Source organism: Rhizobium sp. AC44/96 (assembly GCF_001692185.1).
Lineage (GTDB): Bacteria > Pseudomonadota > Alphaproteobacteria > Rhizobiales > Rhizobiaceae > Rhizobium.
Genome location: NZ_LXKO01000001.1, coordinates 731,433 through 755,415 on the forward strand (window position 1 = coordinate 731,433; position 23,983 = coordinate 755,415).

General features: G+C 60.5%; 11 protein-coding genes. 7 read left to right on the forward strand and 4 right to left on the reverse strand.

Annotated elements, in window-relative coordinates; genetic code table 11:
- The first annotated feature begins 265 nt into the window (after positions 1-265).
- Positions 266-12,796, forward strand: coding sequence for a VCBS domain-containing protein (locus A6U87_RS03560; RefSeq protein ID WP_065689822.1), 12,531 nt, complete (start codon positions 266-268; stop codon positions 12,794-12,796).
- Positions 12,797-12,935: 139 nt separating this feature from the next.
- Here A6U87_RS03560 and A6U87_RS30560 read toward each other — a convergent pair whose 3' ends face one another.
- Positions 12,936-13,700, reverse strand: coding sequence for a diguanylate cyclase (locus A6U87_RS30560; protein WP_065689823.1), 765 nt, complete (start codon positions 13,698-13,700; stop codon positions 12,936-12,938).
- A 316-nt stretch (positions 13,701-14,016) separates the two neighbouring features.
- Between A6U87_RS30560 and A6U87_RS03570 the strand changes: the two genes are divergently transcribed.
- From A6U87_RS03570 to A6U87_RS03585, 4 genes are read left to right on the forward strand one after another with little or no spacing between them, the layout of a single operon-like run.
- Positions 14,017-15,378 carry a TolC family outer membrane protein gene (locus A6U87_RS03570; RefSeq protein ID WP_065689824.1) on the forward strand — a complete coding sequence of 454 codons (1,362 nt, stop codon included), beginning with the start codon at positions 14,017-14,019 and terminating at the stop codon, positions 15,376-15,378.
- A 21-nt stretch (positions 15,379-15,399) separates the two neighbouring features.
- Complete coding sequence (locus A6U87_RS03575) at positions 15,400-17,562, forward strand: type I secretion system permease/ATPase (RefSeq protein WP_065689825.1); 2,163 nt, start codon at positions 15,400-15,402, stop codon at positions 17,560-17,562.
- Entirely contained in the window at positions 17,559-18,848 is a 1,290-nt protein-coding gene (locus A6U87_RS03580; RefSeq protein WP_065689826.1) for an HlyD family type I secretion periplasmic adaptor subunit, read from the forward strand. The genes A6U87_RS03575 and A6U87_RS03580 overlap by 4 nt, the downstream gene beginning before the upstream one ends.
- On the forward strand, positions 18,849-19,508 hold the full coding sequence (locus A6U87_RS03585; RefSeq protein WP_065689827.1) for a ribbon-helix-helix domain-containing protein: 660 nt from the start codon (positions 18,849-18,851) through the stop codon (positions 19,506-19,508).
- Between the two features lie 48 nt (positions 19,509-19,556).
- Here the strand turns inward: A6U87_RS03585 and A6U87_RS03590 are convergent, their stop codons facing one another.
- Entirely contained in the window at positions 19,557-19,775 is a 219-nt protein-coding gene (locus A6U87_RS03590; protein ID WP_065689828.1) for a hypothetical protein, read from the reverse strand.
- 105 nt (positions 19,776-19,880) lie between these two features.
- Positions 19,881-20,669: a transglutaminase-like cysteine peptidase gene (locus A6U87_RS03595; RefSeq protein ID WP_244499416.1), complete on the reverse strand. Its 789-nt coding sequence runs from the start codon at positions 20,667-20,669 to the stop codon at positions 19,881-19,883.
- A gap of 127 nt (positions 20,670-20,796) precedes the next feature.
- Between A6U87_RS03595 and A6U87_RS30035 the strand changes: the two genes are divergently transcribed.
- Positions 20,797-20,937 carry a hypothetical protein gene (locus A6U87_RS30035; protein WP_198928672.1) on the forward strand — a complete coding sequence of 47 codons (141 nt, stop codon included), beginning with the start codon at positions 20,797-20,799 and terminating at the stop codon, positions 20,935-20,937.
- 212 nt (positions 20,938-21,149) lie between these two features.
- A complete protein-coding gene (locus A6U87_RS03600; RefSeq protein WP_083199274.1) occupies positions 21,150-22,337 on the forward strand; it encodes a hypothetical protein in 1,188 nt (395 codons plus the stop codon).
- A 33-nt stretch (positions 22,338-22,370) separates the two neighbouring features.
- Here the strand turns inward: A6U87_RS03600 and A6U87_RS03605 are convergent, their stop codons facing one another.
- A complete protein-coding gene (locus A6U87_RS03605; RefSeq protein WP_065689830.1) occupies positions 22,371-23,897 on the reverse strand; it encodes an ABC-F family ATP-binding cassette domain-containing protein in 1,527 nt (508 codons plus the stop codon).
- Positions 23,898-23,983: the final 86 nt, after the last annotated feature.

Here is a 23,983-nt window from a genome sequence, read left to right on the forward strand (position 1 = left end):
TGCCTTTTCCCCATCTATTCGTTGCAAAAATAGGGGCGAATCGCCCTCGCACAACTTCTCGTTCAAGCGAGCGAGGAAGCCGTATTGCATTCATTTTATTAGAATTTTAGCGTTGTTTTTGGTGGTTTGGTTGCCAATACGGTTAACCGTTCCTGAATATTTTTGGGTGGGTGCATAACCGGCTATATCGGCGGGGTTTCGGGCATATTGCATTTAAAACACCGGCGTAATTGATTGGCCCCAGTTTCACTTTGGGGTATTTTGTATGTCTATCGAAGATCAGCGCATTTCGGCAGTTGACGGTGAACATGTCTCGAACGAGGTCATTTCCGGTATTCATGACGATGCAGCGCTTCAGGCTTCCGCCGCTCAGGGCGTAGAGGTCGCGCAGGCAGACGACGGCCAGCAGGCAGGCAAGACGGATCGCGTTCCGGCCGCTCCCGAGGCTCAAGCCGCCGCACATGCCACCGAAGTGGTTCCAGATCAGAATAACATCGCCCACCTGCCGGCCGGCGCGTCGATCGACGATATCCGGGTCGAAGGACACAACCTCGTTCTCGTTCAGGCCGACGGCACGGAAATCGTCATCGTCAACGGTGCGCTCCACGTTCCGACCTTCCTGCTTGGCGAAGTCGAGCTGCCGCAGCAGGCCGTGATCGCGGCGCTCGAGCAGAGCAAGATCAACGTTGCGGCCGGTCCGGACGGTTCCTATTCCGCCAGCTCCTCGCCATCGAGCTCCGGCGCGCAGTTCCAGGACGGCATCAACCCGGGCGCCCGCACGCCGATCGATATGGCGCGCCTTCTCGCCGACACGCAGCAGCCTGACAACACGCCCGGTAGAGACCGCGAGTTGTTCAACGGCGTGCCCCATATTACCTCGACCACCCTGCTCACAATCACGGAAACGGAAGGCAGCGAAGGCGGCTTCGATCCGCAGACAGTCAGGGGCAGGTTCGGCTTCGATGCCGGCTCGGATCGCGGCGTCATCACCAGCATCAAGCTTGCCGATTCGCTCGATATGGCCGAGGGAACGCAGAACGGCAGCCACCTCGATCTGAAGTCTGATGGCCAAAACGTCGTCATCACTGTCAACGGCCTGACGATCACGGGTACCGCCGGCGGCATTCCGGTGTTCCTCCTCACCGTTACCAATCCAACGACCGGTGCCTTCACCTTCACGCAGCTCGGACCGCTCGATCACCCTGACAAGGGCGACACCGGCGCGGATGACGTACTGCGTCTGCAGTTCAGCTATACGGTCACGGACAAGAGCGGCGACAAGGTAACGGGAATCGGCTCGATCGATATTCTCGACGATGGCCCGAGCCTCGGCGAAGGCGTTGGCCCTTCGGCCGTAAGCGAAGCCGCGATTCATAATGAGGGCGGCGCGAGCACGACCTCCGGCCTTGGCGTCGATTGGGGCGCTGACAACGGCGAACACCGCGATCTGAAGTTCGGTGACATCCAGGAGCAGCTGAGCGGCCTGTCTCACCACGATGTACCACTCACTTACCAAGTGACCGATGGCGGCCACACGTTGACTGCTTATGCAGGTGAGACCCCGGTTTTCATCGTCACGTTGGACCCGCAGGCATCCAACGGCTCGTACACCTTCACGCTTCTTCAAAGCATCGATCACATCGGCGAATCGAATGACAAGCAGGTCGATCTGACCTTCAATTTTGCCGCCAGCGATGCTGACGGCGACACCGTCACCGGTTCGTTCACCGTCATCGTCAACGATGACACGCCGACGATCGATGCCACACCGCAGGCCGTAAACCTGCTGTCCAACGGCGACTTCTCCGGCGGCGACACCAGCTGGACGCAGCATTCCGACTGGGGCGGCCCGCAGGGCGGCTCGGCAACGGGCGGTATCGGCTGGCACATCGAAGGTACGAACGACCCGGTTCAGCTGGAGCGCGTCGAGAGCGGCTATCGCGGCATCTCCTCTACGAACGGCAACCCGATGGTCGATCTCGGCGCCTCGCCGGGCGAGACCACCATCTCGCAGGACATCAGCGGCCTGACGAAGGGTCAGCAGCTGACCCTGACGTTCGAAATCGGTTCGCCGGAGCCGAATTCGGCAGGTCTCCAAGTCTATTGGAATGGCACGCTCGTCGGCACCTACTCGCCGGATGACGGTCAGGTGATGGACAAGATCACGATCACCGGCCTGACGTCGTCGGGCGGGGTCGACACGCTGACCTTCAAGGAAATCGGCAGCGATGCCAACGGCCATGCCATTGATAACACCGGTACCTACCTCGCAAACGTCAGCCTGACGGAGACGGGCGCCAGCGACGTGCCGGTCTTTACCGCCACGGCTGGCGAAGACAGCGAACACTTCTCCTTCCATTTCACCGAAGGCAGCGACTTCTCCTTCGGCGCCGATGGTGCAGGAAGCGTTACGCTGGGTTCCGCGACCGTAGCGACGGCCGGCGGCATCGCCCTCACGCTGGATTCGAAGCTTTATCACTACGATAGTGAGGCCGGCGCGATCATCATCAATCAGGGATCGTTCGAATCGCTGAATGCCGGCGAAATCGCAACGGTTACCATTCCGGTGACGGTCACCGACAGCGATGGCGACAGCACGACGACCGTCTACCAGATCCAGATCATCGGCGCCAACGACGTCGCTTCGATCAGCGGCGACGCTGCAGGGGCCGTTGTCGAGGATGGCGTTCAGCAGGCAAGCGGCACGCTGTTGGTGAAGGACGTCGATCACGGCGAGGCGCACTTCCAGAGCCCGTCTTCGCTCGATGGCGCCTACGGCAAGTTTACCTTCGATACGACTAGCGGCCAGTGGACCTACACGCTGAACAATGCTCTTGCTCAGTCACTGGGCGGGACGGACGTCGTTCAGGAAACCCTGACGGTCAAGTCCGCGGACGGCACTGCCTCGCAGACGATCACGGTGACGGTCACCGGCACCAACGACGTGCCTGTGATTTCGGGCACCGCGACGGGCTCGGTCAAGGAAGACGTCGAGGTCAACGTTCAGCAGCACACGCTGAACACCGGTGGTGCTCTGACTATCGTCGATGTCGATGCCGGCGAGAGCCAGTTCCAGGTACAGTCGAACACGAAGGGAGCCTACGGCACCTTCAGCATCGACAGCAAGGGCAACTGGACCTACACGGCCGACAATGATCAGGATGCGATCCAGCAGCTTGGTGCGAACAAGTCGCTCACCGAGACCTTCACCGTTACCTCCGCCGACGGCACTGCCACGCAGGTGATTACCGTCACGATCAACGGCACCAACGACGTGCCCGTGATTTCGGGCACCACGACGGGTTCGGTCCAGGAAGACGTCAATGTCAGCGCCCAGCACACGCTTGTCGCGACCGGTGCTCTTGGCATCACCGACGTTGATACCGGCGAAAGCCAGTTCAAGGCGCAGACGAACACGAAGGGCAGCTACGGCAGCTTCAGCATCGACAGCAACGGAAACTGGACCTACACGGCCAACAACGACCTCGATGCGATCCAGAGGCTCGGCGCCGATAAGTCGCTGACCGAGACGTTCAAGGTCACGTCCGCAGACGGCTCCGCTACGCAGACGATCACCGTCACGATCAACGGCACCAACGACGTACCTTCCATCTCCGGTGACAAGACCGGCTGGGTCAAGGAAGACAACGTCGGCTTCTTTCAGCATACGCTTGTTGCCAAGGGTGATCTCGATATCAACGACCGCGACACTGGCGAGAGCCAGTTCAAGGCACAGTCGAACACGAAGGGTGCCTACGGCAGCTTCAGCATCGACAGCAACGGCAAGTGGACCTACACGGCCAACAACGACCAGGATGCGATCCAGCAGCTCGGCGCGAACGATACGCTGATCGAGACGTTCAAGGTTACGTCAGCTGACGGCACTGCCTCGCAGACGATCACCGTGACGATCTATGGTACCAACGACGTACCCCTTATCTCCGGCGACAAGTGGGGCTGGGTCCAGGAAGACGTCAAGGTTACGGGCCAGAACACGCTCGTTGCCAAGGGCGACCTCGATATCTTCGATCGCGATACCGGCGAAAGCCAGTTCCAGACGCAGACGAACACGAAGGGCAGCTACGGCACTTTCAGCATCGACAGCAACGGCAACTGGACCTACACGGCCAACAACGACCAGAAGGCGATCCAGCAGCTTGGCGCGTATGACACGCTGACCGAGACGTTCAAGGTCACCTCCGCTGACGGCTCTGCCACGCAGACCATCACGGTGACGATCGTCGGCACCAACGACGTGCCTGTGATCTCGGGTGCGACGACGGGTTCGGTTCAGGAGGACGTCGGCGTCATCGGCCAGAACCTCGTTGCTAAGGGCATTCTTGGCATCGTCGATGTCGACGCCGGCGAGAGCCAGTTCAAGGCGCAGACGAACACGAAGGGCGTCTACGGCAGCTTCAGCATCGACAGCAACGGCAACTGGACCTACACGGCCAACAACAGTCAGACAGCGATCCAGCAGCTTGGCGCCAAAGACACGCTGACCGAGACCTTCAAGGTCACGTCGGCTGACGGCACCGCCAGCCAGACGATCACGGTCACGATCAAGGGCACCAACGATGTGCCTGTGATCTCCGGCGACAAGACGGGTTGGGTCCAGGAAGACTTCAAGGTCAGCGGCCAGCACACGCTTGTCGCGAAGGGTGACCTCGATATCAGCGATCGCGACACCGGCGAGAGCCAGTTCAAGGCACAGACGAACACGAAGGGCAGCTACGGCAGCTTCAGCATCGACAGCAACGGCAACTGGACCTACACCGCCGACAACGACCAGAAGGCGATCCAGGAGCTCGGCGCGAGCAAGTCGCTGACGGAGACCTTTACGGTGACCTCCGCCGACGGCTCCGCCACGCAGACGATCACCGTGACGATCTACGGCACCAACGACGTGCCTGTGATCTCCGGTGCCACGTCGGGTTCGGTCCAGGAAGACGTCAACGTCAGCGCGCAGAACACGCTTGTTACGAAGGGCATTCTGAACATTGTCGATGTCGACGCCGGCGAGAGCCAGTTCAAGGCACAGACGAACACGAAGGGCAGCTACGGCAGCTTCAGCATCGATAGCAACGGCAACTGGACCTACACGGCCGACAACAGCCAGGCGGCGATCCAGAAGCTCGGCGCCGACAAGTCGCTGACGGAGACGTTCAAGGTCACCTCCGCCGACGGCTCCGCGAGCCAGACGATCACGGTCACGATCAAGGGCACCAACGACGCGCCTGTGATCTCCGGCAACACGACAGGCTCGGTCCAGGAAGACGTCAACGTCACCAACCACACGATCGGGACGAAGGGCACGCTTAGCATCGTTGATACTGATACCAACGAGAGCCAGTTCAAGGCGCAGACGAACACGAAGGGCAGCTACGGCACCTTCAGCATCGACACCAGCGGCAAGTGGACCTACACGGCCGACAACGATCAGGCCGCGATCCAGCAGCTGGGCGCGAAAGATACGCTGACGGAGAAGTTCACGGTCACAACCGCGGACGGCACGACCACGCAGGTCACCGTAACGATCAACGGCACCAACGATGCACCTGTGATCACCTCAAATGGTGGCGCCGAAACGGTCGCTCTGACGATCGCGGAGAATTCCTCCATTGTGACCGCGGTGACGGCGACCGATGTGGATGGTCCCACGAAGACCTACAGCCTTGGTGGAGCCGATGCCAAGCTGTTCGACATCGATGCGTCGGGCAACCTCACCTTCAAGAATGCGCCGAACTTCGAGGCGCCGGCCGACGCTAATCATGACAACGTCTATAGCGTTGTCGTCACGGTTTCCGACGGTTCGCTGACTGACTCGCAGACGATCAATGTGAAGGTCACAGACGTCAACGAGGCACCCACTGCCGCCAACGACCAGGCGAGCGTGATTGAGAACAAGTCTGTTGTCGGCACCAATGTCCTGGCCAACGACACCGACCCGGATGCCGGCGACAAGCTCGTCGTCAGCGGCATCAAGGGCGCGAACGGCACGACCGTTGCCGTCGATGCGGCCGGCACGACCAGCCACGGCCAGTATGGCGACCTCGTCATCAAGGCGGACGGCAGCTACAGCTACACCGCCAACGGAATTGCCGCTCAGCTGCTGACCAAGGGCCAGCAGGTCGATGACGTCTTCTCCTACACGATCAAGGATACTTCGGGCGAAGTCTCGACCGCGACCATCACCATCCATGTCACCGGCGACAACAATATCCCGCTGGTTGGTGTGATCTCCGCTATCAACAACGTCGACGAACTGGCCGACGCCAGCGCCCAGGCCGTCCATGTGACCGGTCAGCTGATGGTGGCCGATTTCGATATCGGCGATGTCGAAACGGCATCCGTCACGGGTGCGACGGCGGTCTGGTCCGGCGGCACGCTCGACCCCGCCCTGCTTTCGGCGCTGACCAACAATGCAGCGCTGACCTTCGGATCTGCGCCGGTATCGAACGGTCTCTCGTTCATCGACTGGAAGTACGAGCCGGGTGCTCAGAACCTCGATTTCCTGGCGAAGGGCCAGACGCTTACCGTGACCTACATGGTGCAGGTGAGCGACGGCACGTCCGCGACACCGACGGCCATCACCGTCGTCATCCACGGCACCAATGATGCGCCTGTCGCTCCACCAGTGACGCTTGAGGCGATTGCTGAAGACAGCGGTGCGCATCTGATCACCCAGGCTCAGCTTCTGGCTGGCGCGACGGATGTCGATGGCGACAAGCTTTCGGTCAGCGGCGTTTCGGCTTCGTCGGGCACGCTGGTCGACAACCACGACGGCACCTGGACTTTCACGCCGGCTGCCAACGACGATACGTCCGTCAGCTTCAACTATACCGTGTCCGACGGCACGACGACCGTTGCCGGGAAAGCAACGCTCGACATCACGCCGGTCAACGATGCCCCGACAACGAGTGCCGTGACGCTTGCGGCGATCGCCGAAGACAGCGGTGCACATCTAATCACCCAGGCCGATCTTCTGGCAAACGCATCGGATGTGGACGGTCCGTCCCTGACTGCGACCAACCTGCAGATCTCTTCGGGTCATGGCACGCTGGTCGACAACCACGACGGTACCTGGACCTACACGCCGGCTGCCAACGACGACACTGGTGTCAGCTTCAGCTACACGGTGACGGACGGCACGCTGTCGGCTGTCGGCAGTGCAACGCTCGACATCACGCCAGTCAACGATGCTCCGACGACGAGCGCCGTGACGCTTGCGGCAATTGCCGAAGACAGCGGTGCCCATCTGATCACCCAGGCCGATCTTCTGGTAAACGCTTCGGATGTGGACGGTCCGTCCCTGACGGCGAGCAACCTGCAGATCGCTTCGGGCAGCGGCACGCTACATGACAACGGCAACGGCACCTGGACCTATACGCCGGCTGCCAATGACGACACCGGTGTCAGCTTCAGCTACACCGTGTCCGACGGGACGCTGACGGCTCCCGGCAGCGCGACGCTCGATATCACGCCGGTCAACGATGCACCGACGACGAGTGCCGTGACTCTTGCGGCGATCGTGGAGGACAGCGGTGTTCGTGTGATCACCCAGGCCGAGCTTCTGGCGAACGCCGTGGATGTGGACGGTCCGTCCCTGACGGCGAGCAACCTGCAGATCGCTTCGGGCAGCGGCACGCTACATGATAACGGCAACGGCACCTGGACCTATACGCCGGCTGCCAATGACGACACCGGTGTCAGCTTCAGCTACACGGTATCCGACGGCACGCTGTCGACGGCCGGCAGTGCGGCGCTCGACATCACACCGGTCAACGACGCACCTGTCATCAGCTCCAATGGCGGTGGCGACACCGCTGCGGTCTCGATCAATGAGAACACGACCGCGGTCACAACCGTGACGGCTACCGACGTTGATACGCCGGCGGCAAACCTCGTCTATTCGATTGTCGGCGGAAACGATCAGAGCTTGTTCAAGATCGACAGTGCCTCCGGCGTTCTGAGCTTCAAGGATGCACCGGACTTCGAACATCCGCTCGATAACGGTAGTGACAACATATACAACGTCATCGTTCAGGTGTCTGACGGCAGCAAGACTGACACTCAGGCGATCAGTGTCACGGTCAAGGACGTTCAGGAGAATATCGCGCCGGTTCTGACGCTGTCGAACAGCGCCTATGTTCTCGATCAGTTCAACCAGCAGACCTACAACGGCAATGATGGTACCGCAAACTGGAAGACGGACTGGATCGAGGTTGGTGAAAACGAAGGTAATCCTGCTACGACCGGCGATGTAAAGGTTGTAGGCGGTGCCTTGCTTCTCTCCGATACCGACGCCGAGATCGATAACGTCGGCGATTATGTCCAGCGTACGGTCGACCTTTCGGGTGCGACCCAGGCGACACTGACCTTTGATTACAAGCGCGTCGACATGGAGTCGAGCGATGCCATCCATGTGCAGGTGCTGAACAGCAGTGGCAAGTGGGAGGAAGTGGCCACTGTTAAGGGCAATGGCAACGATGACGCAGGCTACACGACGGTTACCGTTGATCTGTCGGACTACATCTCGTCCTCGACCACCATCCGCTTCTACGCAAATGACGACATCGACGACGGTGACAAGGTCTTCATCGACAACGTGAAGGTCGAATACACGACGACGCCGACCTTTATCGAAGGCGGTTCGGCTGTTGCGGTCGTTATCAATGCCGTGATCGCCGATGCCGATGCCAACATGACCTCGGCCACCGTCAAGCTGACCAACGGCCAGGCGGGCGACGTACTTTCGATCGCGGGCCAGGCTGGCACCAGCGGCACGATCGGCGGCATCACCTACAGCATCAGCGGCAACACCGTGACCTTCACGGGCTCGGCGACGAAAGCTGCCTACGAAGCTGCGATCGAAGCCGTCCGCTTTGCGAACAGCTCGGAAAACCCGAGCGGCGCTGACCGCACTTTCCAGGTGATCGTCAACGACGGCCTCGACTCGAACACTGCGACGACGACCGTCCACGTGACGGGTGTCAACGACGCGCCGGTCAATACGGTTCCGGGTTCCGCGGTTACGGCTGCGGAGGAGACCAGCACGGCCATCACCGGACTTTCCGTCTCCGACGTGGATGCAGGCTCCTCGACGCTGACGACGACGCTCTCGGTAACGCACGGCACGCTGACGCTTGCAGCACTTGGCGGCGCGTCCGTCATCGGCAGCGGAACCGGCACCGTGACGCTGAGCGGTACGCTTGCTCAGATCAATGCAACACTCGCCGGCAACAACGTCTCCTACAAGGGCGAGCTGAACTACAGCGGCTCCGACACGCTGACGATGACGACCAGCGATGGCGGCAATACGGGTACCGGCGGCGTCAAGACAGACACCGACACGGTCTCGATCACGGTGACGCCGGTCAACGATGCTCCGGTCAATACCGTTCCTGGCGCGACAGTGGCTGCAACCGAGGATACCAGCAAGTCGATCACCGGCCTGTCCGTGGCCGACGTCGATGCCGGCTCCTCGATCGTCACGACAACGCTCTCTGTGCTGCATGGCACGTTGACGCTCGGCGCGGTTGGCGGCGGCGCGTCGATCAGCGGCAACGGCACCGGTACCGTCACCTTGAGCGGCACCATTGCCCAGATCAATGCGTCACTCGCTGGCAGCAACGTCTCCTACAAGGGCGAGCTGAACTATAACGGCGCCGACACCCTGACGATGAAGACCGACGATGGCGGCCACAACGGTTCCGGCGGCGCCATGAGCGATACCGACACGGTGTCTATCTCGGTGGCTGCGGTCAACGATGCGCCGGTCGCCACTGACGATCGCATCATTACGAACGCCGGGTCGAGTGGGACGGTGATTGTTCCGGAATGGGCGTTGCTGGCCAATGACAAGGATGTGGATAGTTCCACGCTCGATGTGACGGCAACCAGCAACAATTCTAGCCTGACAAGCAGCCTTACCTCACATCCAGGGTCAGTTACGTTGACCGATACCGGCGGTAGCAGCGGTGGCACTTTTAACTATACGGTGTCTGACGGTGCCCTCACGGGAACCGGCAGCGTGTCGCTCACGCAAGATGTCTCTGGCAGCCTCGATGGAACCAACTCGGCGGATATTCTTGTCGCCGCTCCGATCATGGTATCGCAGATTACAACCCTCGGCTTCGCCGCGGGCGGCTATGACGCTGGCGACGTGGTGTCGATCACTGTGAACGGCGTGGTCTACAGCTATACGGTCGCTGCAGGCGGTCAGACGGCTGAACAGGTCTATGACGCGCTGAAGGCTGTAAACGTCGGCGGGGTCACTCTGGCTACCAGTCTGGCAGCTGACGGTGTCACCTGGGCGAGTGATTTGACCAATAATGCGGTAACGCTTACAAGCGCGCCCGGTGCGGACAACGCCTTCACTATTTCCAGTGCAGTTAACAACGGCGCGGATGTTGGGAAGAATTGGATATATAGTGTCGACTTCAGCGACAACATCTCCTCGTTCACGAACACGAACGAGCACATCGACATCGCCATAAACGGTACGACCTATAGCCAGTATATCTCCGGTGGAAGCAACAGCGGGGCAAATTTTGATACCGCTGCCAATGCCTTGGTCGCAACCCTCAACAATGTTTCGGGTGTCACTGCTAGCTATAACACTTCAACTAATACCTTCACGATCAACACCACATCTGCCGCGACAGTCACTGCAGCATCGACGTCGAATGATACGACAGGTGATGTAACAACTGTGCAGACCGGTACCCTGCCTACCGATCAGGCCGCTCCGACCGTAACCACGACGCAGGCTGCTACCGGTGGGACGCAGATTACAACCCTCGGCTTCGCCGCGGGCGGCTATGACGCTGGCGACGTGGTGTCGATCACTGTGAACGGCGTGGTCTACAGCTATACGGTCGCTGCAGGCGGTCAGACGGCTGAACAGGTCTATGACGCGCTGAAGGCTGTAAACGTCGGCGGGGTCACTCTGGCTACCAGTCTGGCAGCTGACGGTGTCACCTGGGCGAGTGATTTGACCAATAATGCGGTAACGCTTACAAGCGCGCCCGGTGCGGACAACGCCTTCACTATTTCCAGTGCAGTTAACAACGGCGCGGATGTTGGGAAGAATTGGATATATAGTGTCGACTTCAGCGACAACATCTCCTCGTTCACGAACACGAACGAGCACATCGACATCGCCATAAACGGTACGACCTATAGCCAGTATATCTCCGGTGGAAGCAACAGCGGGGCAAATTTTGATACCGCTGCCAATGCCTTGGTCGCAACCCTCAACAATGTTTCGGGTGTCACTGCTAGCTATAACACTTCAACTAATACCTTCACGATCAACACCACATCTGCCGCGACAGTCACTGCAGCATCGACGTCGAATGATACGACAGGTGATGTAACAACTGTGCAGACCGGTACCCTGCCTACCGATCAGGCCGCTCCGACCGTAACCACGACGCATCACGCATCCGATGGCGACACTGTGATGAATGGTCTGGATGGCAACGACATACTCATCGGAGCAGCTGGCGATGACACGCTTGTCGGTGGTTCGGGGAATGACATCCTCTTTGGTGGTGCGGGTAATGATACCTATCAATGGGGTGGCGAGGCGCTGAATGCTGCCAACGCCGACACGATCAAGGACTACGCTACCAACGAACGGATCGACGTTTCGACGCTGCTCAACAATGTCCAGTCGTTGGCAGGCTATGTGAAGATCGTCGTCGTTGGTGACGATCTGAGCGTGCGGATCGATCAGGATGGTGGCGGAGACAACTATGTCGAAGCCTACAAGCTGCTGGGGGCTGCGACAGGGGGCGTCGCCTCCGTCAATGTCTACTTCGGCGGCACGGATCATGCGATCGCCCAGTCCGGCTGGACCACGAACGCCATCGATCCGATCGTCCTCGATCTCGATCACAATGGCATCGCACTGACCTCGCTCGACCAGGGCGTCCAGTTCGACATCAATGCCGACGGTCACAAGGATCAGATCGCTTGGACGGCGGGCACGGATGGCATCCTTGCCTACGACGTGGATGGCAACGGCAAGATCGACAACGGCAGCGAGATATTCTCGCCGCACTTTGCCGGTGGCACCTATGTCGACGGCCTGGCGGCGCTGGCAACGCTCGACAGCAACCACGACGGCAAGATCGATGCCAATGACGAGGCTTTTGCAAAGCTCACCATCTGGCAGGACCTGAACCACAACGGTATCACCGACGCCGGCGAGCTTTCGAGCCTTGCGGATCATTCGATCGCCAGCATCTCGCTGGATGCCAACGCGGCCGACACCTCGGTCAACGGTCAGTCGATCCTGGCGGATGGCAGCTACACCCTGACGGACGGCTCTACCGGCCACTTCGTCGAGGTTGCCTTCGACACGACGCTTGGCGGCAGCACGGACAGCAACAGCGTCCACTCGCTGATCGGCAGCGATGGCGATGACGTCCTGTCGGGCGCCGGCGGTATGTACACGCTGACCGGTGGGGCAGGGGCTGATACCTTCGTCCTCGACACCGACGCGCTTGCCGACGTCAAGCTTGCCGACGTGATCACCGACTACAAGGCCAGCGAGGGCGACACGCTCGACGTGTCGAAGCTCCTCGACAGCCTGCTCGGCCACGAGGCGACCGAAGCCGAGGCGCTGTCCAGCGTCAAGACGACGGTATCAGGTGCCGACACGGTGGTCAGCGTCAATTCCAACGGCGCTTGGCACGATGTGGCGGTTCTCCAGAACACCACGGAAGCCGTCAAGATCCTCTATGACGACAAGCACGACGCGGTCACCGCGCCGCATGTCGGCTGATCCAGGATTGCCGGGCCGCACGGCCCGGCGCATGGAAACAGGAAAAGGCGCCTTGGGCGCCTTTTCTTATTGTACGGACTGTCGCATTGCGGGGTTCGCCCGGATCAGACCAGGTTGAACAAGGCCAGGAGCAACCGGCTTATGCGGCCGGCAGCCTCGAGATCGGCAGGGCCTCGTCGGTCTCCACGCCGCCGCGCTCCAGTGCCATTTCGTCGGCCAGCTGACGGATGTGGTTGAAGTCGGCAGGTCCGTCGAAGACGGCGCCGCCAAGCCGGATGCCGATTGAAAGCGGTGCATCGCCCGCTGTGAAGGCAGCTTCTGCGACACGGCGGCGAATGCGCATGCCGACATCCTGGGCATTCTCGACGCTGGCGCCGGGGAGGAAGACACCGAGCTCGTTGGTCGCAAGGCGTGCCACGAGGTCGCCGCTTCTGACCGAGGACTGAATGATCGATGCCAGAGACTGCATCACGGTGTCCGCCCATTGCGGTCCGTAGCGCCGGCTGATCGTGTCCAGGGTGTCGATGACGACCGCAATCATGACGCCGCCGGCATCGGTCGCGATTCGCTTGCGGCGATCCATGTAGTGTTCAACGGCGGCTGCGAAGGCTGTTCCGTTCAGCGTCTTCGTCACCGTGTCGTGCCGGGCTGCATAGGTCGCGGTTTCCTGGAGCTTTTTGAGCTCCCTGACCTTGACCCGCAGTATTAGAAGAAGCGGAAATGCAACAAATGCCGAAATTGCGGTGGCTCCGGCAAACCCTACCAAAAATGGTCGATCCGGTATTAGAAGGTTTAAGATAAGTAAAAGCCCAACAGAACAGGCCGCGTAGCAGACCGTGCCAAACAAGGCTGTTCTAATAGCTGAAATGATTGTGGCGGAAGAGTAACGCTGGCCGAAATTCATAGCGGGTCAAGGTCCGTTTCGAAGTAACGCCAGATAAACAGGTTCGTGAAAAGTCTGAGTAAAAAAATCCTGTAAAATTCTAGCTTTAGGTCGCTGCGTAGGGGAATTAACTGTCTCTGCAGGAAAGCCCGGCTGCGCAATTGGAATGTGGAAAGTTTGGTGTTACTTGTTTGCCGAAGTCAAATAATCGGTATACCTGTGAGCCGAGCTATTTTGATGTTGAGGGGCATCCGTCTTGTTTAAAGGCAAAAGAATTATCGCAGCTTTGTCTGCCACTGTTGCTGTGAATTTTGCGTTTTATGTTGACGCAAACGCAATGTCATTGCAGCAGGCCATCGAAAAAACGATGAAAACCAACCCGCAGATTCTGCAGGCTGCCAAAGATCGTGAAGCAATCGAGTTCGAATTGCGCCAGGCGCGCGGTTTGTACTTGCCGTCAGTTGATCTTGAGACCGGTATAGGCCGTCGTCGTCTGGACAATTCCAGCTCGGGTACTTTGAGCTCCGACCACGACTACTTGTCGCCGAGCGATGTGGGCGTCACCGTTACTCAGACATTGTTCGACGGTGGCAGCCGCAAGGCGCAGGTCGATCAGCAGGCCTCCCGTGTCGACGGGGCGTCCTTTCGGGTTCTCGAGCGTTCCGAGGCGCTCGCCCTCGAAGTGACCCAGGATTACCTGGAGTACATGCTCCAGAACCAGATCGTCGCTGCTGCCAAGGAAAACGTTGCGTTCCACACCGCGATGGTGGGTGACATCAACGAAAGCATCAAGGGCGGCGCGCTCACCGATGCAGACCGCCTGCAGGGCAGCGAACGTCTTCAGGCCGCCAAGGCTCGCCAGCGCGAAGCTCTGGAAGAACTGGAAGCGACGAAGATCCGCTTCCTCAAGGCCGTCGGCGAGCCGATCGTCAACCCGAGCTCTCCGCCGTCGCTGGCAAAGTATCTGCCGAAGACGCTGGATGACGCCGTCTTCGTTGCCAACAAGAACAGCCCGCGTATCTACTCCGCCAATGCGGACGTCGATGCTGCAGACGCTGGTGTTCGTGGCGCGCGCGCCAACTACCTGCCGAAGGTCAACCTTGAAGGTACGGCCCGGGTCGGCAACGACATCGACGGCGACGAAGGCAACACCAACGACTACGAAGTCCGCGTCGTCGCACGCTGGAACCTCTATCGCGGCGGCATCGATGTCGCGCGCGAACAGGAGCAGATCCGTCGCGCCGGCGAGCAGCGTTATGCGCTTGCCCAGGTTCAGCGTGAGGTTCAGGAATCCGTCCGCTCCGCATGGAATGAACGCGCAAGCCGTGGCGATCTTGCTGGCATTCTCGGCAAGCAGGCAGCGATCAACGATCAGCTGGTTGGCTCCTACCGCGAGCAGTTCAAGGTCGGCCAGCGCTCGCTGCTGGACCTGCTCGATGCGCAGAACACCAAGTTCAACACGAAGGTTCTCGCTGACACGGCGCGCGTCGCCTCCCTGTTTGCCGAGTACAAGATCCTGGCTGCCTCGGGCAACCTGCTTCAGACGATGAAGTTGAAGCCGGTCGACCAGAGCAAGCCATATGCGCGGGAAAATTTTGCTGTACCTGCGAGCGTCGCGAATCCTGGATATGTCGAGCTTGATTCACATCAGAATCCCGGCATGCCTTTGGACCTCCTGGCGCCAATTCGACAGCAATAGTCGAGATATGGCCACGGAACGATGCTGAACGTAGCGCTAGAAACGACCAGCGGAACGCCGCTCCAGACCTTCAAGGCGGCTTTCAAGTCCGTGGCCGCATTCTACGGCCGACCGAGCTCGGATACGGTTCTCTTCTCCGGTCTTCCGGACGAAGTGACCGAATCGTTGGATGGCGACGACGTCGAACGGATGGCCGAGCGCATCGGCCTCCAGGTCATCAAGCATAACGAGCGTGATTGCCGGCTCGGCAATTTCGATTGTCCGGCGATTGTTGCCTTTGGCGACGGCGGCGTTCTGCCGTTGCTTGAGGTGGCCGAGGACGGCTCCTACATCATCGATATCGTGCCGATCGCCGGAAGCGCGATCCGGCTGACGCGGGACGAATTCGTCGCGCTGCGGCCGCAGACAGCCTTTGCCTTCACCCTCTACTACCAGAACGCCTCGGAAGAGGCGCTGGTCGGCAATGCGGTCGAGATCGAAAAGCGGCATTGGCTGGCAACGACGCTGGCACCTTACTGGCGCACCTACATCCGCGTTATGGTCGCGGCGCTGTTCATCAACCTGATCGCGCTGGGATCTCCGCTGTTTACGATGAACGTCTATGACCGCGTTCTTCCCAACAAGGCCATTCCGACGCTCTGGGTGCTGGCGGCCGGCATTTCGATGGCCTACATCTTCGATTTCCTGCTGAAGACGGCGCGATCTTCCTTGATCGACTATGCCGGGCGCAAGGCGGACCTGCGACTGTCGCAGATGTTGTTCGACAAGGTCCTGAATTCGACGCTGGCGTCCCGGCCATTGTCGACCGGCGAATATGCCAACCGCATCACGCAGTACGAGTTCGTTCGTGAATTCTTTACCTCGAATACGATCGGCGTCCTGATCGACAGCCTCTTCGTTTTCGTGTTCCTGGCCGTGATCTATCTGATTTCCGGTTGGCTGGTGGTCATTCCCGCCGTTGCCTTCGTACTTTCCGTGATCATCGGCCTTTACGCTCAGGCCAAGATCGGCAAGCGCATGGCCGCCGCCGCGAACGAGGCCTCGCGCCGCCAGTCGCTGCTGGTTGAAACGATTTCGACCATCGAGACGCTGAAGAGCCTGCGGGCGGAAGCCACCATGCTGCGCCGCTGGCAGGAGCTCACGAAGTATTCGAGCCGCACCAGCGAGGAAATCAAGCACATCTCGACGAACGCCATCAACATGACGATGTTCGTTCAGCAGATGGTGAGCGTCCTCATCGTGATCGCCGGCACCTACGAGTTTTCCGAAGGCCGCATTGCCATGGGCGCGATCGTTGCGACCGTGATGCTGGCAAGCCGCGCCGGCGCGCCGCTCGGCCAGATCGCCATGACACTGGCTCGCTTCCGCCAGGCCACGATGTCGCTGCGGATCCTCGACAAGATCATGGAGCAACCGGACGATCGTCCGTCGACCGTCGGTTTCGTCAATCGCGAGATCACCCGCGGTGCCTTCAGCTTCCAGGACGTGTCGTTCCAGTATCCGGGTTCCGATTATCCCGTCATCAACAAGCTGTCCTTCAACGTTGCGCCGGGTGAACGGATCGGGATTATCGGTCGCATCGGCTCCGGCAAGACCACGCTCGGACGCCTGCTCGACGGCCTGTTTGCGCCTTCAGGCGGCCGCGTCATGATCGACGGCGTCGATATCCGCCAGTATCACATGGCCGAGGTGCGGTCCGCGGTTGCGGTTGCCGGCCAGTCGTCCGATCTCTTCTCCGGCACGGTGAAGGAGAACCTTCTGATCGGCCGGGCCGACGCGACCGATGAGGAATTGCTCGAGGTTGCGCGCATGACCGGTGTCGACGAGTTCGTCGGCAATCATCCGCGCGGTTTCGATATGCCGGTTGGCGAGCGCGGTACCAATCTGTCCAGCGGCCAGAAACAGGCGCTGACGATTGCGCGCCTCCTGCTGACAAAGCCGAAGATCGTCTTTCTGGACGAGCCGTCCGGCGCGATGGACCTTGCGACCGAGCGCCATCTGATCAACCGTCTGTCCAAGGCCTTCAACCGTGACACGACGCTTCTGATCGCCACGCACCGCTACAGCATGCTCGAACTGGTGGATCGCCTGATCGTTGTCGACAAGGGACGCATCATCGCCGACGGACCGAAGCAGGCCGTCATCGAAGCGATGCAGCGCAAGCCCGCGGGGCAACCGAAATGATCAACAAGGACGATCACCCACCATTGCTGGCGCGCTGGATCCTGGCGCTGGTGGCGCTTGTTATCGCGAGCTTCATTGCCTGGGCAGCCATCGCCGACGTCAACGAGATCGCTCGCGGCGAAGGCAAGGTCATTCCGGTCTCGAAGACACAGATCATTCAGGCGTCCGAGCCCGGCGTCGTGCAGCAGATTGCCGTCGTGCTTGGCCAGGTCGTGCGCAAGGGGCAGCTCCTCGTACAGCTCGACAACACGACAACGACGTCGTCGCTCGGCGAATCCGTGGCCAAGGCGAGGGCGCTCGGCGCCAAGGTCGCGCGCCTGAAGCTGGAAGAAGCGGGTGATTACGAATCCCCCTTCGTCTGCCCGGCCGAGATCCTGTCCGTCGCCAAGGATGTGTGCGCCAACGAAACGCAGCTCCTCGCCGCGGATCGCGCCAGCTACAAGAACAAGCTCGGCGTGCTGCAGGAACGCGTGCGCCAGCGCGAGAACGAACTGAACGAAGCACACGCCAATATCGATCGGCTGGTGCAGAATATCGACGGCGCACAGCGCCAGTATGATCTCATTAGCCCGCTGGCCAAGAAGAAGCTGGTTGCCGAGACCGAAGTCCTGAAGACCGAGCGCGATCTCACGGACCAGCAGGGCCAGCTGAAGGTCTATCAGGAAAGCCTCGATCGCCTGCAGGCGGCCGTGCAGGAAGCAAAGCTGCAGCTGGGCGATCTGGCATTGGAACTGCGCCAGCAGGCGTTGACCGACAAGGCGCAGGCGCTTGCCGAGCTCTCGGTGGTCGATGAGACCATCCGCGGCGCATCCGATCGCGTCAAGCGCACCGATATCCGTTCGCCGGTCGACGGCATCGTCAACACGCTCGAGGTCAATACCATCGGCGCCTATGTCGATCCTGGCCGCGTCATCGCCGGGATCGTTCCGACCGCCGATACGCTGCTCGTCGAAGCGAAGATCTCTCCGCGTGACGTCGCCTTCGTGCGCCGCGGCCAGAAGGCCGTGGTCAAGATCACTGCTTACGACTTCTCGATCTTCGGCGGCCTTGAAGGCGTTGTCGAAAACATCTCCGCCGACAGTTTGGTCGAGAAGGAGAAGGGTGAGACCTACTACCTCGTACAGGTCAAGACCGATCGCTCCGAGCTGGAGCGCAACGGCAAATCCTATCCGATCATCCCGGGCATGGTCGCCTCGGTCGAAATTATGACCGGCAACAAGACTGTGCTCAGCTACCTCATGAAGCCGATCAACAAGGCGCGCACCGAAGCGCTCACGGAGCGGTAAATGCTGATTGCCAAGCCAGGCAGTAACGCAGCATCCGATATCGAACCGGTCGAGGAGTCGTTGCCGGCGATCGACGCGGAGGAGATCGAACCGCGTTTCCGCGCGGTGGTCGGGCGAGGGGGCGAGCGTCGCGGTATCCGTCTCGAGCGGATCTATTGGGATGGCCTTGGCCGCATGTCGACGGCTGGCAAGATGTCGACCGCGGATCTGGTGCAATACACGGCATCGCAGATGCCGGAATCCGGAAATCTCGCCTCGCTGCTGCGCGTTCTCAGCCTGAAATGGGCGCTGCGCCGGCTGGACAGTGTCGAGGATATTTCGTCGATGGCGAACGTCAACGCCATCATCCAGGCCTCGCCATCGCCGACGATCCTGCTCACGCATGACAAGAAGATCCAGCTCTTCAACGATCCCTTCCTGTCGATGCTGCGGCAGCGTCTGCCCCTCAGCGATGCCTCGCAGCTCACCAAGAGCCTGCGCTTTTCCGTCGATACCCATATCGAGGAAGCGATCGAGACCTTGAACCGGAACAAGGGCAGGACGCTCAACACCGGTTTCACTATCACCGTCGGCACGCAGACGCTGAAAGGTCAGATCAATGTCGCCCTGGCACCGACGCATGAGAAGTCGATGCTGATCGGCTATATCTCGCGCTATTGATCGGCCACGTAGCACCGCGCGGCGTAAGCGCCTGCAGGCAGATGATCGCTACTTCAAGGGCTTGAAGGTCCATTTCACGACATACTTGCCGCCGCGCTTGGTTTTGACTTTCGTCTTTACCTGAACCGGGCCGCCCAAGGCAGCCTCGGCCTCCTCGAAGGCCTGACGCGCCTGCGCCATGGCCGTGTGATACGCGGTATTGTCGCGTCGGGGGCTGTCGGCCATCACCTTGAGAAGGGCGGCCATATCGGGCTTGTCGTCGGTCATGAACCGTTCGCGCTCCTTGCCGCAGTGTCGGGGCTGAAACCGATGGGTTCAATACACCAATCGACGCGCTTCGCAATCGGTCGCCGGCAGGCAAAGAGGCGTAGCTTAGAAGGTTACGCCTTCGCCCGGAGCCACTTTCTCGATCGGCATGGCCGATGCCATCTGGCTGCTGCCGACGCGCGACCCGTGGATGAAGCCCTTGCCGCCGGCAATCGAGTAGAGCGGCATATAGTCTGGCAGCCTGGTGTCGGGCAGCACCTCGTCACGCATGTTGTCGAGGATAAACCGGTTGCCGTTCACCGTTACCGAAAGGATGGAATGGTAGAAATGTCGCTTCTGGTCGAACAGAACCACGACAGCCATGTCCTTGAGATCGACACCCTCTGCATGCAGCGCCGCCATCTTCAGGATCGCGAAGTCCTCGCAGTCGCCCTGCTGCCGCGCCAGCGTTTCGGTTGGCGTCGCCCAGTAGTCGGCAACCTTGTAGGTGTCGATATCGCGGCTGTAGCGGATCGTGTGATTGACCGTAGTGTTGACCGCATTCATCTTGTCGCGGATCGATGCCGCGGAGGTCTTCACGAAGGCCGCCTTGATGGCGACGACGGCATTGGAGCACTTGCCGGCGCTGCAGTTGATTGCGGTGCCATCGTTCATCTCGGCCAGCGAAGGTGCAAGCCGCTTGAGCGCGGCGAGGCGCTTGAACGGGATCGCGACAGATCCGAAGACGGCCGTATCGGTCGGCGCGGACGCGATCGAAGGACGCGCGGCGGGCGCCGTCATCGTAGCGGTTTCCCTCGACCATCCAGCAGGCGCGGGCTCCAGCGATTGTGTCAGAGCGGCCGTTTTCACGGCGTCGATGGTGCTGGCGATGGAGCGCCCTGCGAGGCTGATCATCGCGGCGAAGCCGCCGATACTGGCGCTCTGCGCAAGGTTGCTGATAGCGTTCGACGAAGTAGAAAGAAAGTACGATCCGCCAGAAAATTGCGTATCGTAAAGTGTAGATGCCGACGAGGTTGATGGAATGAAAGAAGAAAATGCCGAAATGAATGCAATTGCGGCAAATGTCTTTGTTTTTATTCTTTTTGCCATTGGGCGTAAGTTCTCCGTGATTGGGAGAAATGTACCGAACGGCTATAAATATGAGGTTTGGAAGCGTGGATAAGTTTGAACGAAATTAGATGTTCAAAAAAGCAGAAAATTTTAGTGTTTCAATCAACCAAGTTTGGGTGAAGGGTTTGCTTTCGCGCAACGCCTGTGCAGATATGAAATCAAGAAATGGCCGCTGCAGGTGGCGAAAATACCGTGGGGGAAACAGTGACAGTGCATTGGAACGCGCGCGCGCGACATTCGCATGGTTTACAGCAGGCACGGCAGGTGTCGCCATTTTCCATCGGCAGGGCAACGGAAAGACTGAAGCGAGCAGTGGCGCTTTTGGTCGTCGTCTCCTGTGGCGCGCTGGCTTCCTGCCAGTCCGACGTCGACGGTATCGCCAAGAACGTCAAGACCAACGATGTCAAGCCGCCGTCCACGGAGGTCGAAGAGTCTTTCGGGGAGAACGGGGCCGAGATCACGCTGCTGATGCAGAAGGGGCCGAACGGGCTTTTTGAAGGGCCGTCGCGCGATATTCGCGATGCGGCCGGCTTGAGCGTCGGTGAGCTCGGTGGCAACCAGGCTTTCGTCAAGGTCGTGGAGGTCACCGGCGGTGCCGCGGGCGTTCAGGCGGCGGTTGCCGCGGCCAAGGCGCGAAACTCCGCCTTGCTTGTCAGCTACGCCCCGCCAGCCGTTACCGCAGCGATCGCAGCCACGCCGTCCGATCAGCGCCCGCCGCTGATCAATCTCGGCGCACCGGTGCCGTCCACCGCCGGCAATGTCTATAATCTGGTGTCCGACGAGATCGACAGCGCCATCGAGGGCATGCGCGCGGCTTTCGCCAGCGGCCACAAGAAGGTGATGGTTTTCGCGCAGAAGGACTTTCCGCAAGGCGGCGAGATCCGACTGGCCGATACCGTTCGCGCTGCCGGCGGCACCTTTGTCGGTATCGCCCGCTACGACCTGACGGATGCCTCCGCCGCCGACGCGGCGCAGCGAAGCAAGCCGATGCTGGCGACGGCCGATACCGTGGTCATTCTCGGGCGCACGGCGATTGCAACGACGGTCGAAGGCGCGATCAAGGCTGGCGGCCAGCCGGGTCTCAATTTCATCGGCACGAGCGCGTGGCCGCCGCAGGCCTATGCCGAGTCGACGGCCAACGGCACACTGATCGCGATGGTCGAGCCGGAAGGGGCCTCGCTGATCGCGGACCGCTACCAGCGCCACTACAAGCGGCCACTCTCCACAGATGCCGCCTATGGCTATGATGCAGTCGCCATCGCCTCGGGCATCATCCGGACCAAGGGAGCCGAAGGTCTGAACGCCCAGAACCTGACGAACAAGGTCGGCTTCCGCGGCGTCACCGGTCTCTTCAGGTTGACGCCCAACGGGCTCGTCGAGCGTCGGCTCAGCCTGTACACGATCAGCGGCGGCAAGCTTAACCTGCTGTCGGCTGCTCCCGTATCGTTCTGAGAGCCGCGGCGCCTGCGCGCCGCAGCTCCGTTCTCATGACAGCAGTGCGGCCGAGGCGAAAAAGCTCTCCGGGCTCTCCACCTCGATCAGCTTCTTCCGTTCTATCATCCAGAAGCGATTGCCGACGTTGCGGATGAACCGGCGGTCATGCGACACCAGCAAGCAGCTCGCCTGATGCGCCGTCAGCTCAGCCTCCAGCGCCTCCTGGCCTTCGATATCGAGATGGTTCGTCGGTTCGTCGAGCAGGTAGAAGTTCGGATTGGTGAGCCGAAGCGCCAGCATGCCAAGCCGAGCCTTCTGTCCGCCCGAAAGCCGTCCGACCGGCTTGTCCTGCATCTCGATCGTCATGCTGGCTCCGGCCAGAAGCGAGCGGGCGCGTTGATCGCCGATATCAAAGCGCCGGGTGATCGTTCGCATCGGCGTTTCGCTGTCGATCAGGTCGACCAGCGCCTGATCGCCGTAGCCAAGCACCAGCGAAGGCGTCGCCTTGATGCCGGCCTGCGCTGTATCCGCCCCCGATATGACCGCACGCAACATCGCGACGAGCCGGCTCTTTCCGACCCCGTTGGCGCCGAGCAGAACGATGCGGTCGCCCTGGCAGATGAACTGCTTTCCCGTGCGAAACAGCGGCGTGCCGTCGGGTGTTGAAATGGTCGCATCATCGAGCGTCACCAGCACCTTGGCATGCGTGCCGCTGTTGGTGAGGCGGATCGCGCCGGACGAGCGCTCGAGATGCGCGGGCTTTGCCGCGCCTTCGAGCTTTTCAGCCCGCTGCTTCAGCTGCTTGGTCTTCACGACAAGCAGGTCGCTGCCGGAGTTGATGCCGATATTGTTGAGCTTGGCTGCTTGCTGGCGAAGCTGCTGCGCGGTCTTCATGTCGCGTTGGTAGCGCCGCTCGTCCGAGGCATCGGCCTCGTCGAGCGCATCGCGTGCCTCCGTGTAGCGCAGCGCGAAGACGGCGGATTGCTCCGGGCGCAGGAAGAGCGTCCTGTTGGTCGTTGCATCCAGAAAGGCGCGGTCGTGGCTGGAAATGATCACCGGCACGTCGCGCGGCAGTCCGTTCATCCATTCCTCGAGCCGCGCGATCTTGCCGAGATCGAGGTGGTTGGTCGGCTCGTCCAGCAACAGCACGTCCGGTTCGGTTACCCAGACCCGGGCAAGCATCGCAAGTCGCTGCCAGCCGCCGCTGAGTTGCCCGACAGCGCGCTCCCGCAGGTCTTCCGGGACCTCGAGCGATTCAAGCGCGACATCGACGCGCCAGCCTTCATGCATCTGCTGGTCGGCAGGCAGTGCCTGCAGCACCGCTTCGTGGAAGGACAGCGGGAGAAGGGCAGGCGGCACATCCTGCTCGACATGGCCAACAGTCAAGCCGCGTGCGCGGGTCACGTCGCCCTGGGTCGGTTCAAGCGCGCCGGCAAGGCAACGCAGCAATGTCGACTTGCCGCGCCCATTGGCGGCAACAAGGCCGATCCGATCACCGGCGGCAACTGCTAGATTGAGTTTGGAAAACAGCGTCGTGCCAAGGGTGACGCCGAGATTGCGGATATTGATGAGAGTCATGATCTTGCCCTGGTCTTCCGAACAGCATCGCAGCGAGGGCCTCGGCCATCATCGCGCGTATGCTTGTGCTCGGTGGGTGGAAGTAA